16 protein-coding genes are annotated in these 13298 nt (G+C 68.6%); 3 read left to right on the plus strand and 13 right to left on the minus strand.

Annotated elements, in window-relative coordinates; all coding sequences use genetic code 11:
* Positions 1-43: 43 nt before the first annotated feature.
* The 3 genes from E0H75_RS16075 to E0H75_RS16085 are packed head-to-tail and all read left to right on the plus strand — an operon-like array spanning position 44 to position 1786.
* Positions 44-577, plus strand: a complete 534-nt coding sequence (locus E0H75_RS16075) for a hypothetical protein (protein ID WP_131514353.1) — start codon at positions 44-46, stop codon at positions 575-577.
* A gap of 20 nt (positions 578-597) precedes the next feature.
* Positions 598-1062, plus strand: coding sequence for a PPOX class F420-dependent oxidoreductase (locus E0H75_RS16080; protein WP_131514354.1), 465 nt, complete (start codon positions 598-600; stop codon positions 1060-1062).
* Between the two features lie 7 nt (positions 1063-1069).
* Positions 1070-1786 carry a PIG-L deacetylase family protein gene (locus E0H75_RS16085; protein ID WP_131514355.1) on the plus strand — a complete coding sequence of 239 codons (717 nt, stop codon included), beginning with the start codon at positions 1070-1072 and terminating at the stop codon, positions 1784-1786.
* On the opposite strand, the gene E0H75_RS16090 is transcribed toward E0H75_RS16085, so the two are convergent.
* The 13 genes from E0H75_RS16090 to E0H75_RS16150 all read right to left on the minus strand — a co-directional run bounded on the left by E0H75_RS16090 (position 1783) and on the right by E0H75_RS16150 (position 12927).
* Entirely contained in the window at positions 1783-2475 is a 693-nt protein-coding gene (locus E0H75_RS16090) for a GntR family transcriptional regulator (RefSeq protein WP_131514356.1), read from the minus strand. The two genes, E0H75_RS16085 and E0H75_RS16090, sit on opposite strands and share 4 nt — an antisense overlap.
* 144 nt (positions 2476-2619) lie before the next feature.
* The gene (locus E0H75_RS16095; RefSeq protein ID WP_131514357.1) at positions 2620-3564 is read right to left on the minus strand and encodes a quinone oxidoreductase family protein; all 945 of its coding nucleotides are present in this window, start codon (positions 3562-3564) and stop codon (positions 2620-2622) included.
* 61 nt (positions 3565-3625) lie between these two features.
* A complete protein-coding gene (locus E0H75_RS16100) occupies positions 3626-4525 on the minus strand; it encodes an amidohydrolase family protein (protein ID WP_131514358.1) in 900 nt (299 codons plus the stop codon).
* A gap of 1 nt (position 4526) precedes the next feature.
* Positions 4527-4916, minus strand: coding sequence for a cupin domain-containing protein (locus E0H75_RS16105; RefSeq protein WP_131514359.1), 390 nt, complete (start codon positions 4914-4916; stop codon positions 4527-4529).
* Positions 4913-6472 carry an FAD-dependent monooxygenase gene (locus tag E0H75_RS16110; RefSeq protein WP_131514360.1) on the minus strand — a complete coding sequence of 520 codons (1560 nt, stop codon included), beginning with the start codon at positions 6470-6472 and terminating at the stop codon, positions 4913-4915. Before E0H75_RS16110 ends, E0H75_RS16105 begins: the two co-directional genes overlap by 4 nt.
* A 3-nt stretch (positions 6473-6475) precedes the next feature.
* Positions 6476-7204 carry an SDR family NAD(P)-dependent oxidoreductase gene (locus E0H75_RS16115; protein WP_131514361.1) on the minus strand — a complete coding sequence of 243 codons (729 nt, stop codon included), beginning with the start codon at positions 7202-7204 and terminating at the stop codon, positions 6476-6478.
* Positions 7201-7929 carry a GntR family transcriptional regulator gene (locus E0H75_RS16120; protein WP_131514362.1) on the minus strand — a complete coding sequence of 243 codons (729 nt, stop codon included), beginning with the start codon at positions 7927-7929 and terminating at the stop codon, positions 7201-7203. The genes E0H75_RS16115 and E0H75_RS16120 overlap by 4 nt, the downstream gene beginning before the upstream one ends.
* Complete coding sequence (locus tag E0H75_RS16125) at positions 7926-8771, minus strand: fumarylacetoacetate hydrolase family protein (protein WP_131514363.1); 846 nt, start codon at positions 8769-8771, stop codon at positions 7926-7928. Before E0H75_RS16125 ends, E0H75_RS16120 begins: the two co-directional genes overlap by 4 nt.
* Positions 8772-8809: 38 nt before the next feature.
* The gene (locus E0H75_RS16130) at positions 8810-9205 is read right to left on the minus strand and encodes a RidA family protein (RefSeq protein ID WP_131514364.1); all 396 of its coding nucleotides are present in this window, start codon (positions 9203-9205) and stop codon (positions 8810-8812) included.
* A complete protein-coding gene (locus tag E0H75_RS16135; protein WP_131514365.1) occupies positions 9205-10293 on the minus strand; it encodes an Ldh family oxidoreductase in 1089 nt (362 codons plus the stop codon). The genes E0H75_RS16130 and E0H75_RS16135 overlap by 1 nt, the downstream gene beginning before the upstream one ends.
* A 7-nt stretch (positions 10294-10300) precedes the next feature.
* Positions 10301-11080, minus strand: a complete 780-nt coding sequence (locus E0H75_RS16140) for an ABC transporter permease (RefSeq protein WP_131514366.1) — start codon at positions 11078-11080, stop codon at positions 10301-10303.
* The gene (locus E0H75_RS16145) at positions 11077-11895 is read right to left on the minus strand and encodes an ABC transporter ATP-binding protein (RefSeq protein WP_131514367.1); all 819 of its coding nucleotides are present in this window, start codon (positions 11893-11895) and stop codon (positions 11077-11079) included. The genes E0H75_RS16140 and E0H75_RS16145 overlap by 4 nt, the downstream gene beginning before the upstream one ends.
* A gap of 9 nt (positions 11896-11904) precedes the next feature.
* A complete protein-coding gene (locus E0H75_RS16150; RefSeq protein WP_131514368.1) occupies positions 11905-12927 on the minus strand; it encodes an ABC transporter substrate-binding protein in 1023 nt (340 codons plus the stop codon).
* Between the last annotated feature and the right edge of the window lie 371 nt (positions 12928-13298).

The raw sequence follows: 13298 nt of genomic DNA on the forward strand, positions 1-13298 counted from the left end.
AATGCGGCTGTCCACAGCCCTCGCGACAGCTAGAGTCCAGAGCATGCGACGGGTCGATCATCCGCGGTTCATCACCGCCGTGCAGCGGATCGAGGACAGTATCGACGCCGCCTGGCAGCGGTTCTGCGCGGATTCCGGCGTCCACCAAAGTACGCCGGAGGAGCGTGAACTGGCCGAGGTCGTCCTGCAGGACACCTCCGAGTTCGGGTGGCGCGTGGTGGACGGCGCACTCAAGCAGCTGACCTGTCCGGAATGCGGCTCCGGCCTGGGCGCAGGCCCGGCCGGCTGCACGAGCTGCGACCGCGCCAACGGCTTCCGGTTCGCCGCCCGCGAGGTGGACCGGCCCGACGTACCTGCCGGCAACGAGCACGCCATCCGGGTCGCCAGCGCCGTGGCCAGGACCAGGCACCGGTACTCACCCCGCGCCCGCGCCGGCTACGAGCTCCTCCTGCCCGACCTGCTCGACGGCGTACTCCCCACGACCCCGCAGGCGCAGCGCGCGAAGCACCTGATCAACCGGCTCAGCGACGACGAGCTGGAGCAACTGATCACCCCAGCGGACCTCCCCGTGTGCTGATCGAACATAGGGTGGGAGGCATGCCGAGGACCATTGCCACCAACACCAAGACCGATCTGGACGGACTGCTGGAATTCGTCCGGCCCCGTCACCACATGCTGCTGATCACCACGCGGGCGGACGGTACGCCGCAAGCGTCGCCGGTGTCCGGTGGTGTCGACGGCGAGGGCCGCATCGTCATCTCGTCGTACCCGGAGCGGGCCAAGAGCACGAACGTCGAGCGCGACCCGCGGACCAGTGTGGTCGTGCTGTCCGACGAGTGGAACGGCGCGTGGGTGCAGGTGGACGGCCGGGGCGAGGTCATCCAGCTGCCGGACGCAGTCGAGCCGCTGGTCGACTACTACCGGTCCATCTCCGGTGAGCACCCCGATTGGGACGAGTACCGCGAGGCCATGCGGGCGCAGGGCAAGTGCCTGATCCGCATCACGCCGGAGCGCTGGAGCCCGATCGCGACGGGCGGCTTCCCGGCCCGGCTGGCCGACTGACCACGGGATGCGTACGGCGCTCGTGGTCCACGCCCACCCGGACGACGAGGTGTTCGCCACCGGCGCCGCGACCTGGGTGCTGAACTCCACCGGCTGGCGCGTCGTCCTCCGCGTCGCCACACCGGGCATGGGTACGGCGGCCGAGCGGCTGACCGGCTCCTGCGAGCTGCTCGGGATCGACGAATGGGACTGGCTCGGAGAGTCCGGTCAGTGGATCGACGACGGCGGCAGGAACGGACCGCGGACAGTGGCGAGTGCTGACCAGGGAGAAGTCGCGGAAGCGGTCGAGCGGACGGTCCGCGACATCTCGCCGGAGCTGGTCCTCACCGTCGGCAGCGACGGCCTCACCGGTCACCCGGACCACATCGCCGTCTCCCGGGCCGTGCAGCTCGCCGTCCAAGGACACCCGTGCCGCACCCTGGGAGCCAGGCTGCGCGCCGAGGACGTCCGCGCCGGCGAGGAGCTCGTGCGGCAATTGCTGCCGGACGAGCAGGTCGGCTCCGGACAGGTGGTCGGCTGCCCCGACAGCAGAGCGCTGGAGGAGATCTCCGGCGCACCCGAGCTGTCCCGGCGCCGAGCGATGGACCAGTACTACGACGGTCTCGGGACCAAGGTGCTGCCCGAGCTCGTCACGACGTACGGCGGCCGCGGCGATGGACTGCTCCTCAGAGCGGTCTTCGACGCGTCCGGTTGGCAGCAGGACCGGTTCGAAGTACTGGCCTAGGGCTTGGCGGAGCGGCGGGCCATTGTCTCGCTGATGCGCTGCATGGCGCCTTCCAGGTGGTCACGCAGGGCCGCCTCCGCGCCCTCCTCGTCGTGCGCGATGCACGCGTCGAGGATGGCCTGGTGCTCGCGTCGGGTCTGCTCGATCCGCGCCTTCGTCTGCCGGGATCCGAACCGGTAGCGCTCACTGTTCTGCCAGACCGGCTCGATCGCCCGCGGCAGCCACCGGGATCCACCGGCCCGGTAGATGGCGAAGTGGAACTCGGTGTGCGCCTGCCGGGACGCGATGTTGTCGCCGAGCTTCGACAGCCGGACGTGCTCGGCCAGCGCGTCGCGGGCCTGGGTCGCATCCGAGTCGGCGAACCGGGTCGCGGCCGCCCGGACCGCCAGCGTCTCCAGGGAGAGCCGGGTCTGGTGCGTGTCGCGCAGATCCTCCATCGAGAGCTCACGCACCCACGCGCCCTTGTGCGGCACGATCTCGACCAGTCCGAGCGCTGCCATCCGCCGCAGTCCTTCGCGGATCGGCATCTGGCTCATGTCCAGCCGCTTGGCGAGCTCTTCGAGCCGGAGCGCGGTACCACTCGGGAGCTCACCGGAAAGGATCAGTTCGTGCAACTCGGCGGCGGCTTCTTCGGCGAGAGTACGACGGCCGGTCGGTCCCCCAGGTGTGAGCTCGAGTCGTCGGGTCATCGGGTACGGGCTGCCTCTCTCCTTCAGCGCAGACAAGCTCTGGGAGGTAACCGTATCCGCCACCGGGTGTTCTCGGGCATTCCGGCAACAGATTGCCCAGCCCGGAGCATCACCGGTCTAGCCCAGGCAGCCTAAAACAGGCAGTCAGTTCAGCGTCGTGAGGTCCAGCAGAACACGTCCACCGATCATCGACCCGTCCAGAACCTCGCCCACGCGATCCGCCGCCACCAGTTCGGCGTCCGCTCGGGGTTGCGCGAGTGCGACGTCCGCGAGCGCCTGGCCGACCGCACCGGGCTCGATTGTGGTCCGCTGGACGTTCACCGGCAGCACCCGCAGGTCCCGACCGATCAGCTGATGCAGATCGATGGTGGTGAACTCGCCGGCCTTGTAACCGAGTACGGCGATCCGTCCGCCCGGAGTGATGTGTCCGAGCACCCCACTGGTCACCGGACCACCGACGGTGTCGATCGCGGCATCGCACCACTGCAGCTCACGGCCGACCTGCCCCAACTCGTCCACTCGGACGATCTGGTCGACCAACCCAGACACCGCATCGACACGCTCACCGGCCCAGGCCAGTCCGATCACCCGCGACGCACCGGCCGACCGCGCCACCGCAGCACACAGTCGCCCGACCAGTCCGCCGATCCCGGTGACCACTACCGATTCACCCTCGAGTACGCCTGCAACCCGTCGTACTGCGGTGTGAGCGGTCAACGCGGGAGTCAGCAGGGTCACAGCCGCCGCAGGCTCTAGCCCAGCAGGCAGACGATGTACGGCGGCGTCCGGTACAACGGCGTACCGGCCCCACAGGCCGGGCCTGGTGAGGCCGACGCCCTCGCCGCGGATCACCACCGGAGTCCCCGCCTCATGGACGGAAGAGCTGACCACGACGCCGGCGCCCTCCGAGCCCGGGACGAACGGCTGGGTCGGCTGCTTACCGGCCAGCACCGACCGGTCCTGCTGGGTCACAGCGGCAAGCCGCATCTCGACCAGCGTCTCCCCTGGCCCCGCGACCAGATCGATGTGCTCGGTCTTCAACTGCAGTCCCGGCCCATGACTTCGCAGGACCGGCCCCCGTACGTTCATGCCTCTACCCCGTTCACGATTTGATATCTGATCACACCCACGCTCTGACGAAGAGCGCGTCTCACGAAGCGACAACCTCCCGAGCCAGCGGCCTGGTCAGCTCGTCGGCCGCCGTCGCTCGCGCGGCCACGATCCCGTCGCTGCCCATCGGGAACGGCCAGTCGCTCCCAGCCAGCACCCGCTCCGCCCCGAAGGTCTTCCCGAGCAGCTCCAGCACTCCTTCGTCGTGCACCAGGTCGTCCACGTAGAACCGGCGCAACGCGTCGGCCACCGGCAAGGAGGGCGCGACGATGCCCGGCCGCGCCTGATCGATCCCACGCTGCCACCGCCCCGCCACCGCTGCCGTCACCCCACCCCCATGGCACAGACAGAACCGGATCCCCGGAAACCGGCCCACCACATCCGCGAAGACCAGTGACGCCGCGGCCAGGCCGGTCTCGTACGGATTCCCCAACAGGTTCGTCAAGTAGAACGACTGGAGGCGCTCGTCGTCACTGTGGCCCGGGTGAACAAGAGTGAAAGCCTCGATTTCGTGCAGCACCCGCCACACCGGGTCCAGCCCGGCGTAGCTCGGCGTACCCAGGGCGAAGCCGCTGAAGACACCCTCACCGGCCAGCGACGCGGCAACAGACGGCGCCTCGGCATCCAGCAGCGGCAGGTGGCCCAGCACGCGCAGCTGCGGCGTGGCGAGCTCACGAAGGCCTTGGTTGACCAACTCGGCCCACTCGACGCCGGCGTCGTACCGGAACAGTGCGGGCGGCACGGACACCACCGCGCCGTCCAGGTCCTGCTCGTCGATCCAGCGCAGCAGTGCGGCCGGATCCGCCAAACGCTTGAGCGGCAGCCGCTCCTCGCCGGCCACCAGCGAGCCGCTGTCGACGCCCAGCCCGAACTCACCCTTGTACGCCGCCGACAGAACGGTCGGCGGTATCAGGTGGGTGTGGATGTCCCAGCCGGCCATGTCAGCGGGCGTCCTCGTCGTTGTCGTAGAACGACGGGCGCTCCGGATAGTGCGGCCCGTCGTACACCTCCAGCAGGATCGAGGTCTCCTCGGCCCGGGTCGGACCGTGCACCACACCCTTGGGGTTCCAGTAGAAGCTGCCCTTGGTCAGCGTGGTCCCGGTCGGCAGGTACACGTACCGCCCGGACAGGCAGAACATGAACTGGTTCGACGCGTGCTTGTGCTCCGACGGGATCCCCGACCCCTTCTCGAATCGCACCAGTGCGATCGAGGCCTCGGTCTCCGGGTCACGCCACAGCATCTTGTGCGACAACCCGTCGAGCGACTTCTCCACCCACTCCAGGTCGTCCGTCTGCAGCAGCACCTCTCGCAGCGACTCGTCGAAGCTCATGGGACCTCCCGCCCGGTCACATGGGTGTACAGCTCCTCGGCCACACCGGCGGCGATCGGAGCCACCGCGGCGATGTGCCCATCCGGCCGGACCAGTACGACGCTCTCCGCGGGTACGCCGTACCTGTTCGTGGCAATGCTGCCCGGGTCGAACAGGGACCGGTCCCGGAGACCGGAGTCGTGCGGCGCGTCCCACCGGGAGACGGCGTAGTGCTTCAACGCCGGCGAGTCGTTGACGGGGATGTCCGGACGACGCCGTACATCGGTGAAGTACAGCGCGACGAACGAGTCCCGGCACAGGTCGTGGATCGTCACGCGACCGGTCGGGCTCTGCAGCACGAGGTCAGGCGCCCGGTCACCGGCCCGTACGGCGGGAGGGGTTGCAGCGGTGGCCACCATCGACCAGTCCCCGGTGCCCTCCACATCCAGCCGGACGCTGAGCAGCGTGCGGTTGTACGCCGTCGCCCAGTCGCCCGCGGTCTCGGTGACGGCACCACGCTGGTGCGACATGTACTTGCGGGCAGCCTCGGCCATCTCACCCGAGCCGTTGATCGCCACCGGGCGCTGCTCCTGCTCGTAGCCGTCCAGCAACGACGGATCGGCCCAGCCGCGCAGTACCCAGGCCAGCCGCCACGGCAGGTTGGACGCGTCCAGAGCACCCGTGTTCAGACCCAGCGCCCACATCGGTGTGATCAGGTGCGCCGCATCACCCATCAGGAACACCCTGCGGTCCGCAGTCCACTGCTCAGCGACCCGGTGGTGCACGTTGTAGACCACCGAGCCCATCAGCTCGATCCGGTCCACCTCGCCGATGAACTGCTTGACCTTGACCAGCATGTCCTCGTCGCTCGGCGGCTCCGTGCCCGGGCCGAGCGGGAACAGGAACCGCCAGTTGTCCGGCTGCCGGATCAGCACCATCCACTCGGACTTGTCCGCGAAGTACGCCAGGTAGGGGTAGTCGCGCGCGTTGTCGACGTCCAGATCGACCACGACGTCGATCAGCATGTACCGCTCCGGCAGGGTCTCCCCCACCACCTTCACGCCGAGCGCGTCCCGGATCTTGCTCCGGCCGCCGTCACACGCGAGCAGGTACGACGCCTCCAGCTCACGCGGCCCGTCCGGCGTCTCCAGTTGCAGCACGACGCGGTCGTCGCGCACCTCGAACGACGTCATCCTGTGCTGCGTCAGGACCGGCTGCGGCAGAGCGGCCGCGAGGATCGGCTCCATCTTCTGCTGCGGCAGGTTGATCACGAACGGGAACTGGGTGTCGTTGACCAGTTCGGCCAGCTGCACCGAGGCCCGCGGTGTGTTGGTGGCCCGGTCGATGTCACCGATCTCGTCGATCCGCAGCGCGGCGGCCAGGATGCCGTCGACGGCGCCGTACCGGTTCCAGATCTCCAGGGTCCGGCTGAGCGTCGTCCCGGCCTTGGTGTCGGAGGACAGGACGGCGTCCTCCTCGAGCAGCACGAACGAGACACCGTAGTGGGCCAGGCCGAGAGCCGTCGTCAGGCCGATCGGGCCGGCACCCACCACCGCAACAGGCAGCTGATCAGTCACACATCACTCCACAAAGCTCGTGAGCTTGGCAAAGGCGCGTTCCCGGGTCAGCATCGACCCGGTCATCGCCGCAGCGTCGGACAGCAGGAACAGCAACGGGCCGACCACGTCCTCGGGGTCGCCGATACCTATGGTGTCGCGCCAGTGGTCCCGGTCCGCACCGGCGTTCGCTCCGCGGAACTGCTCGGTGTCGATCACGCCCGGCGAGACCACGTTCACCCGGACCCGGTGCTCGGCCACCTCCGCGGCCAGCGACTTGGCGAACGCGACCAGCGCCGCCGTGCTCGACGCGTACGCCGACGCACCCGGATAACCGCTCGCGGCCAGACCGGACGTGAACACGACGACCGATCCGGACCGTTGAGCCACCAGATGCGGTACGACAGCCTGACACGCCCAGACCACACCGTTGAGGTTGACCTGGAGTGCCCGGGCCCAGTCAGCCGGATCCGTGTCCAGCACCTGCGCCCGCGGCTGCACTGCCGCTCCGGCGACCAGACCATCGATCCGCCCGTGCCGAGTCAGCACGGACGCGACAGCCGACTCCACCGCCGCCCGGTCCGCCACGTCCACCTCGACGTACTCCACCGCGGCGTCGGCCGGCTTCACGACATCGAAGACCACCGCCGTTCCACCGCAGGCGTTGACAGCCGCTGCCAGCGCCGCACCGATGCCCTGCGCGCCGCCGGTGATCACCACGACTTCACCGGCCGCGTCGAAGTTCACCTTCATGACGTCTCCTTCTGGGTCGACGGGCCGCGCTGATTCCCTTCGGCCCGCCTCGTCATGGTCTCGGTGATCCGCTGGAACGCGCCGGCGAGATGGTTGCGCAGAGCCCGCTCCGCCGCCGCCGAGTCGCGGGCGACGCACGCGTCCAGGATGGCCTGGTGCTCCTGCCTGTTCCGTTCGATCAGGAAGTCGGTCGGCCGGCTGCCGAACCGGTACCGCTCGCTGTTCTGCCAGACCGGCTCAATGGCCCGGGACAGCCACTGCGAGCCGCTGGCCCGGTAGAGCGTGAAGTGGAAGTCCGCATGCGCCTGCCGGGCACCGATCGAATCCTCCGCCCGCGACAACCGCAGGTGCTCGGCTAACGCCGCGGCGGCCCGCTGGAAATCTCCGTCGGTGAACCGCTCCGCCGCCGCACGCACCGCCAGGCTCTCCAATGCCAGCCGGGTCTCGTGCGTGTCCCGCAGATCCTCCAGCGACAGGTCGCGGACCCATGCACCGCGGTGCGGGATGATCTCGACCAGTCCGAGTGCCTCCAGCCGCCGGAGTCCTTCCCGGACCGGCATCTGACTCATCTCGAGCCGATTCGCCAGCTCCACCAGGCGCAACGGCGTACCACTCGGGAGCTCTCCGGACAGGATCAGCTGGTGCAGTTCGGCGGCGGCATGTTCTGCGAGGGTACGACGGCCACCGCGTCCGCCACCGGGCAACAGCTCGAGTGGACCGGTCATGACAACACCTGCCGGACCACGGTGTTGCGCAGCTCGCCGATCTTGTCTGCCCGCGTCACCACGACGTCACCCTCTTGCAGGAACACCTGCGGCTCCCGCGCGTTGCCGATGCCCGCCGGTGTGCCTGTCAGCAGCAGGTCACCGGGTCGCAGTGTCATGCCGAACGACAGCTCGCTGATCAGAGTGGCGATGTCGAACGCCATCTGGCGCGTCGACGCGTCCTGCCGCACCTCACCGTTCACCAGGCACTGCAGCTGCACATCCTGCGGATCTCCCAGCTCGTCGGCTGTGACGATCCACGGGCCGAGCGGCATGGTCGCATCGATGCTCTTCCCCTTCAGCCACTGCCCGCCGTGCGCCCGTTGCAGGTCGCGCTGCGACACGTCGTTCGCCAGGGTGTAACCCCAGACGTGGTCGAGCGCCTGGTCGACCGGGATGCTCCGACCGGTCTTGCCGATCACCAGTGCGACCTCGGCCTCGTAGTCCCACTTCACCGAGATCGCCGGATCCCAGGCGATGTCGTCGTACGGGCCGATCACCACGTCCGGGCCCTTGGTGAAGAACGTCGGGTGCTTCGGCCGGTCCACGTCCTGGCCCTCGCGCTTGCCCTGGCTCTCCTCGAAGTGGTCCCAGTAGTTCCACCCGGTGCACAGGATGTCGCGGCGGAATCGCCGCAACGGCGGCCGCAGCAATCCTTCGGAGAAAGGAATCTTCTCCCCCGTCGGTACGGCGCCGGTCGCGATCACCGCCGTCAGGTCCGTTGCCTCCAGCAACAAGACCGAATCCCCGTCGAGCACGCCCGGCCGCTCCCGGCCCGCGTGCTCGACCATCACGTACCGCATCTCAGGTCCACTCGACGCCGCGCATCAGTCACCCCCGGTCATGAGACCACCGCGATCGCGTTGATCTCGATCAGATAGTCAGGATGCGCGAGCTTGCTGACCTCGACCATGGTCGAGGCCGGCAGCGGTTCGGCGAAGTACTGCGCCCGGATCTCGTGGATCTTGGCGAAGTCCTCCATGTTGCGCACGTACACATCCACCCGGCACACGTCGGCGAGCGTGCCGCCGGCCGCCTGGACCGCCGCCTGCACGTTCTCCAGCACCTGCCGGGTCTGCTCCCTGATGTCGCCGGCACCGGCGATGCTGCCGTCCGGACGCCGGGCGGTCATCCCGGAGACGAACACCAGCCGCCCGGTCGCCTCGATCGTGGTGGCCTGTGAGAACACCCCGTTCGGGCTGTGCAGCGTGTCCGTCGAGATCTGCTTCTTCGGCATCAGCTCAGTACCCCTCCCGCCGGAACGACGGCACCGACCGCCCGCGCGGCAGCCAGCAGCGCGTCCAGCCCCGACCTCTCGATCAGTACGCCGTGCCGCCGCTGGTGTGCTGCCCGTTCCGCTTCGATCTCCCCCGGCAGGTACAGCCGGTTCACCCCTGGCGCGGTCGCACTCCCGCGCACCCGCGCGGCCAGCCCCGACGAGCGCCGCCGGAAACTCTCCACCCCGCCCATCAACTCCGGGTCGATGGCCAGGAACAGATGCGCGCAGTCGTTCGGCCGATCCGGCTCCCGGTACAGCGGCCGGACCTGGTCACCCCAGCCGCCACCGCTCAGTACGCCGGTCAGTACGTCGATCATCAGCGCCAGACCGAAGCCCTTGTGCCCGGCCGCCGGCAGCAGCATGCCCAGGACGGCCTCTTCGGCATCCGTGGTCGGTGTGCCCGACGGGTCGGTGGCCCAGGTCTCCGGGATCGGCCGCCCGGCCGACGCGGCCAGCCGGATCTTGCCCAGGGCAACCGCCGACAGAGCCATGTCGAGGACGATCTCCACCCCGGCCGAGGTGGGCACCGCGATCGCCAGTGGGTTGTTGCCGACAAGCCGCTCCGCGCCACCGGGCGCGGGCATCAGCGGCGTGGTGTTGGACATCGCGACGCCGATGCATCCGGCCTGACCGGCCTGCATGGCCCAGCGGCTGGCCGCACCGAAGTGGTGTGCGTTGCGGACCGACACCAAGCCGAGGCCGTAGCGGCCGGCCCGCTCGATCGCGTGGCCCATCGCCTGCGGGCTGGACAGTTGTCCCATCCCGCCGCGCGCGTCCACGACCATCGCCGCGCCCGCGTCGTACAGCATGTCGAGCTCGCGTTCCCGGGTGACGCCGCCGGCGTTGAGGCGCTCGACGTACATCGGGACGAGCATGATGCCGTGCGAACTTACTCCGCGTAAGTCCGCCTCGACGAGGGCAGCCGCGATCTTGGTGGAGTCGGCCGGGTCGAAGCCGAGCGCGGTGAAGACGGCCGAGACGGTGGCTTCGAGCCAGGCCGGCCGGACCAGGACCCGGCGGTCGGCGTCGGAGGCTTGTGCGGTCACCGGGCCCTCACCGCGATTCCTGCGCCCACGGCAGCAACAGATGCTCCAGCAGGACCAGTATGTAGAACAAGACGATGCTCAGGATGCTGAGCAGGGTGATCGCGGCGAACGCCAGCGGCGTGTCCGCACTCGCACCCGACTGATAGATCACGTAGCCCAATCCGTGGGTCGTGCCAACGAACTCGGCGATCACCGAACCGATCACCGCCAGCGAGATCGCCACCTTCAGGCCGGTGAACATCTGCGGCATCGCGTACCGCAGCCGCAGCTTGAAGAACTCCTGCGTCCGGCTCGCGTTCAGCGACCGGAGCAACTCGACCAACTCGATCGGCGTCGATTTCATCCCCTGTGCGGTCGAGATGACGATCGGGAAGAAGCAGACCAGCAGCACCATCACCACCTTCGGCCACTGACCGAAGCCCATCCAGACCACCAGCAGCGGTGCGATCGCGACCTTCGGGATCGCGTTCACCATCAGCAGCAGCGGGTACACCAGCCGCTCCAGCAGCACCGACCGGACGATCAGCAGCGCGATCGGTACGCCGACCACGATCGCCAGCAGGAAGCCCTCGACCGTCTCCAGGATCGACGTCCCGGTCTCGGTCAGCAGGTACGACGGCTGGTCCATGAAGCTGATGACGACGTCCCTGGGACTCGGCAACAGGTAGGACTCGATCCCGAACACGATCGTGGCCAGCCACCACAGTGCGATCGCACCGGCCAGGCCGATGATCGGCAGCAGCACCGCCGCGGCCGGCGAGTCCTTCAGCCAGGACCGTTTGGTCATCGCGGCCGCACCTCGTCCACCTGCCGCGGCGCCGGCTCCTCGACCGGTGCGACCTTCTCCGCGAGCAGACCGTGCAGCAGACCACTGATCCGCGCGACCTCGGTCAGGTGTGCGTTCTGGCCCAGGGTGCGTGGCCGCGGGATGTCGATGTCGACGACCTCACGCAGCCGGCCCGGCCGCGGAGTCAGCACGACCACCCGGTCGGCCAGCAGCACGGCCTCCTCGATCGAGTGGGTGACGAACACGATCGTCGTGTCCAGCTCCATCTTGATCCGCTGCAACTCCTCGGACAGCTCGGTCCGGGTGAGCGCGTCGAGTGCGGAGAACGGCTCGTCCATCAGCATCACCTGCGGATCGCGGATCAGCGACCGGCACAGTGAGACGCGCTGCTGCATGCCACCGGACAGCTCGTGCGGCAGCCGCCGCTCGAATCCGGTCAGCCCGGTCAGCTCCAGCAACTGGTGGGCCCGGTCGCGGTACGCCGCCTTGCCCCGATCGCCCTCGCCGCCGTCGATCTCGATCGGCAGCATGACGTTCGACAGTACCGACCGCCACGGCAGCAGCGCCGGCCGCTGGAACATGAACGAGACGTCCCGGCGCGGACCGGTGACGGGGTCGCCCGCCACCCGGACCGTGCCGGACGTCGGTGAGATCAGGCCCGCGATCAGCCGGAGCAGGGTGGACTTGCCACACCCGGACCGGCCGATCAACGTGACGAACTCGTTCTGCTGGACGTGCAGGTCGATCTCCTCGAGGGCCGTGACCTGGCCCTCGCGTCCGTCGAAGACCTGCCCCACACCGTCCAGCCGGATCATTGACGCGATTCAGCTCTTCGGCGCGAGGTCGGCGCTGACGACGTCCTCGGCCTTGACCGAGCCCGCCGGCTTGATCGCGCCGGCCTCGTCGAGCAGGTTCAGGATGGTCTGCACCCGCTGCGGGTCGACCGAGCCGAGCGGGTCGTTGAAGCCGTCCGGCTTGACGTACGGCTTCATCAGCTTGAGCTCTTCGGTGGCGACCCCGACGTCGGTCTGCGGCACGTACTTCTTGAGCGTCGCGGCGGCCGCGGCCGGGTCGTCGATGGTGTCCTGCAGGCCCTTGAGCAGCGCGGCGGTGAACTTCTTCACCTGGTCCGGGTGGTCCTTGGCCAGGTCGGTCCGGGTGATGATCGCGTTGCCGTACAGGTCCGGCAGTACGTCGCCGTAGGGCAGTACGACGGCCTTGCGGTGCTTCGGGTCCGCCTTCTCGACCAGCGGTACGCCGACCACGAACTGGCCGATCGCCGGCACCTTCCCGGACGCGAGCAGCTGCGGCAGCGCCGGCGGCGGGGAGGGAATGAAGTCGGTCTTGTCGGCGGGAATCTTGGCCGCCTTGGCGTAGACCGGGAACATCACCGTGTTGGTCGAGCCCGGCTGGTCGCCGACAGACTTGCCGACCAGGTCCTGCGGCTTGGTGATGCCGTAGCCCTCCAGCGAGACGATCGCGGCCAGCGAGCGCTGGTGGATCATCCCGACCGTGGTCACCGGCAGCTTCTGCTTGCCCAAGGTGATGACGGCGCCGGTGAAGTCACCGATGCCGTAGTCGGCCTGGCCGCCGGCCACCAGCTTCATCACGTCGACCGTGCCGGAGCCCGGGTTGATCGTGACGTCGAAGCCGGCGTCCTTGAAGTAGCCCTTCTCCAGGGCCACGTAGGCGTAGGCCTCCCGGCCGAAGGTGTTGAAGGAGGTCAGATAGCTGACCTTGGTCAGGCCGGTGTCGGCCTGCTTTCCCTCATCGTCGTTGTTGCACGCGCTGACCAGGGCGAGCCCCAGGACCGCCACCAACGCGATGACGGAACGCCTCAACCTCATATCGACCTCTCTCGTCCCGATATTTGATCAAACATCAAATACAGAAAGGTGGTCAATCGGCCTTCGGCGACTTCACCGGGACTTTACGTCCCCGTGCCAGGTCCCCGCAGAGCCCTCCGGCCACCCGTCCTGGAGCCGTTTCCCCTACCTGCCCGTGGTGGACAGGCATCCCGCCCCGACCACAGACCGTACCTGCCCGGACAGCAGATCGCGACGGCCGCAGGCTCAGAAACTGTCCGTTCGGTGTCAAATTTGTGTAAACCGTCAGTTTTGAGTGACGCACGGCACGTAACCGGGGCCATGACCCGGGGCTGACCGGCCCGTCGCGGTGCTCACTCCCCGGAGGGAGGTCTCCGGCCCGGGCATTTGAC

Source organism: Kribbella capetownensis (assembly GCF_004331485.1).
In the GTDB taxonomy this organism is placed as follows: domain Bacteria; phylum Actinomycetota; class Actinomycetes; order Propionibacteriales; family Kribbellaceae; genus Kribbella; species Kribbella capetownensis.

What these genes read in the sequence shown, in the direction of transcription:
- E0H75_RS16125 (WP_131514363.1), bottom strand. Translation starts at nt 8,771, where the DNA reads ATGCGGTACGTGATGGTCGAGCACGCGGGCCGGGAGCGGCCGGGCGTG.
- E0H75_RS16090 (WP_131514356.1), bottom strand. Translation starts at nt 2,475, where the DNA reads ATGACCCGACGACTCGAGCTCACACCTGGGGGACCGACCGGCCGTCGT.
- E0H75_RS16145 (WP_131514367.1), bottom strand. Translation starts at nt 11,895, where the DNA reads ATGATCCGGCTGGACGGTGTGGGGCAGGTCTTCGACGGACGCGAGGGC.
- E0H75_RS16120 (WP_131514362.1), bottom strand. Translation starts at nt 7,929, where the DNA reads ATGACCGGTCCACTCGAGCTGTTGCCCGGTGGCGGACGCGGTGGCCGT.
- E0H75_RS16115 (WP_131514361.1), bottom strand. Translation starts at nt 7,204, where the DNA reads ATGAAGGTGAACTTCGACGCGGCCGGTGAAGTCGTGGTGATCACCGGC.
- E0H75_RS16095 (WP_131514357.1), bottom strand. Translation starts at nt 3,564, where the DNA reads ATGAACGTACGGGGGCCGGTCCTGCGAAGTCATGGGCCGGGACTGCAG.
- E0H75_RS16080 (WP_131514354.1), top strand. Translation starts at nt 598, where the DNA reads ATGCCGAGGACCATTGCCACCAACACCAAGACCGATCTGGACGGACTG.
- E0H75_RS16105 (WP_131514359.1), bottom strand. Translation starts at nt 4,916, where the DNA reads ATGAGCTTCGACGAGTCGCTGCGAGAGGTGCTGCTGCAGACGGACGAC.
- E0H75_RS16150 (WP_131514368.1), bottom strand. Translation starts at nt 12,927, where the DNA reads ATGAGGTTGAGGCGTTCCGTCATCGCGTTGGTGGCGGTCCTGGGGCTC.
- E0H75_RS16140 (WP_131514366.1), bottom strand. Translation starts at nt 11,080, where the DNA reads ATGACCAAACGGTCCTGGCTGAAGGACTCGCCGGCCGCGGCGGTGCTG.
- E0H75_RS16085 (WP_131514355.1), top strand. Translation starts at nt 1,070, where the DNA reads ATGCGTACGGCGCTCGTGGTCCACGCCCACCCGGACGACGAGGTGTTC.
- E0H75_RS16075 (WP_131514353.1), top strand. Translation starts at nt 44, where the DNA reads ATGCGACGGGTCGATCATCCGCGGTTCATCACCGCCGTGCAGCGGATC.
- E0H75_RS16130 (WP_131514364.1), bottom strand. Translation starts at nt 9,205, where the DNA reads ATGCCGAAGAAGCAGATCTCGACGGACACGCTGCACAGCCCGAACGGG.
- E0H75_RS16100 (WP_131514358.1), bottom strand. Translation starts at nt 4,525, where the DNA reads ATGGCCGGCTGGGACATCCACACCCACCTGATACCGCCGACCGTTCTG.